The following is a 201-nucleotide window of genomic DNA, read 5'->3' as shown; positions in this document are numbered from 1 at the left end:
AAAATGTACCAGGAAAGAAGACAGATAAAAAAGATAGTGAGTGGATTGCTCAGCTTCTATGTAACGGGTTGTTACATAGTAGTTTCGTTCCTCCAAAATATGTAAGGCATCTTCGAGATTTATCAAGGTATTCTAAAAAGCTGAGCCAAGAAATTGCTAAGGAAAAGAACAGAGTTCATAAACAACTTCAAGATGCTAATA

General features: G+C 34.8%; 1 protein-coding gene. It reads left to right on the top strand.

Annotated features, from left to right (window positions below; genetic code table 11):
• The coding region (locus ACXAHM_RS26565) for an IS110 family transposase (protein ID WP_474967095.1) at window positions 1-201 on the top strand (201 nt) is incomplete at both ends.

The sequence above is a fragment of the Flammeovirga sp. AWQ4_249 genome (assembly GCF_056161045.1).
Note: the sequence above shows the minus strand (reverse complement) of the source record. Positions and strands in the feature narration are given on the sequence as shown.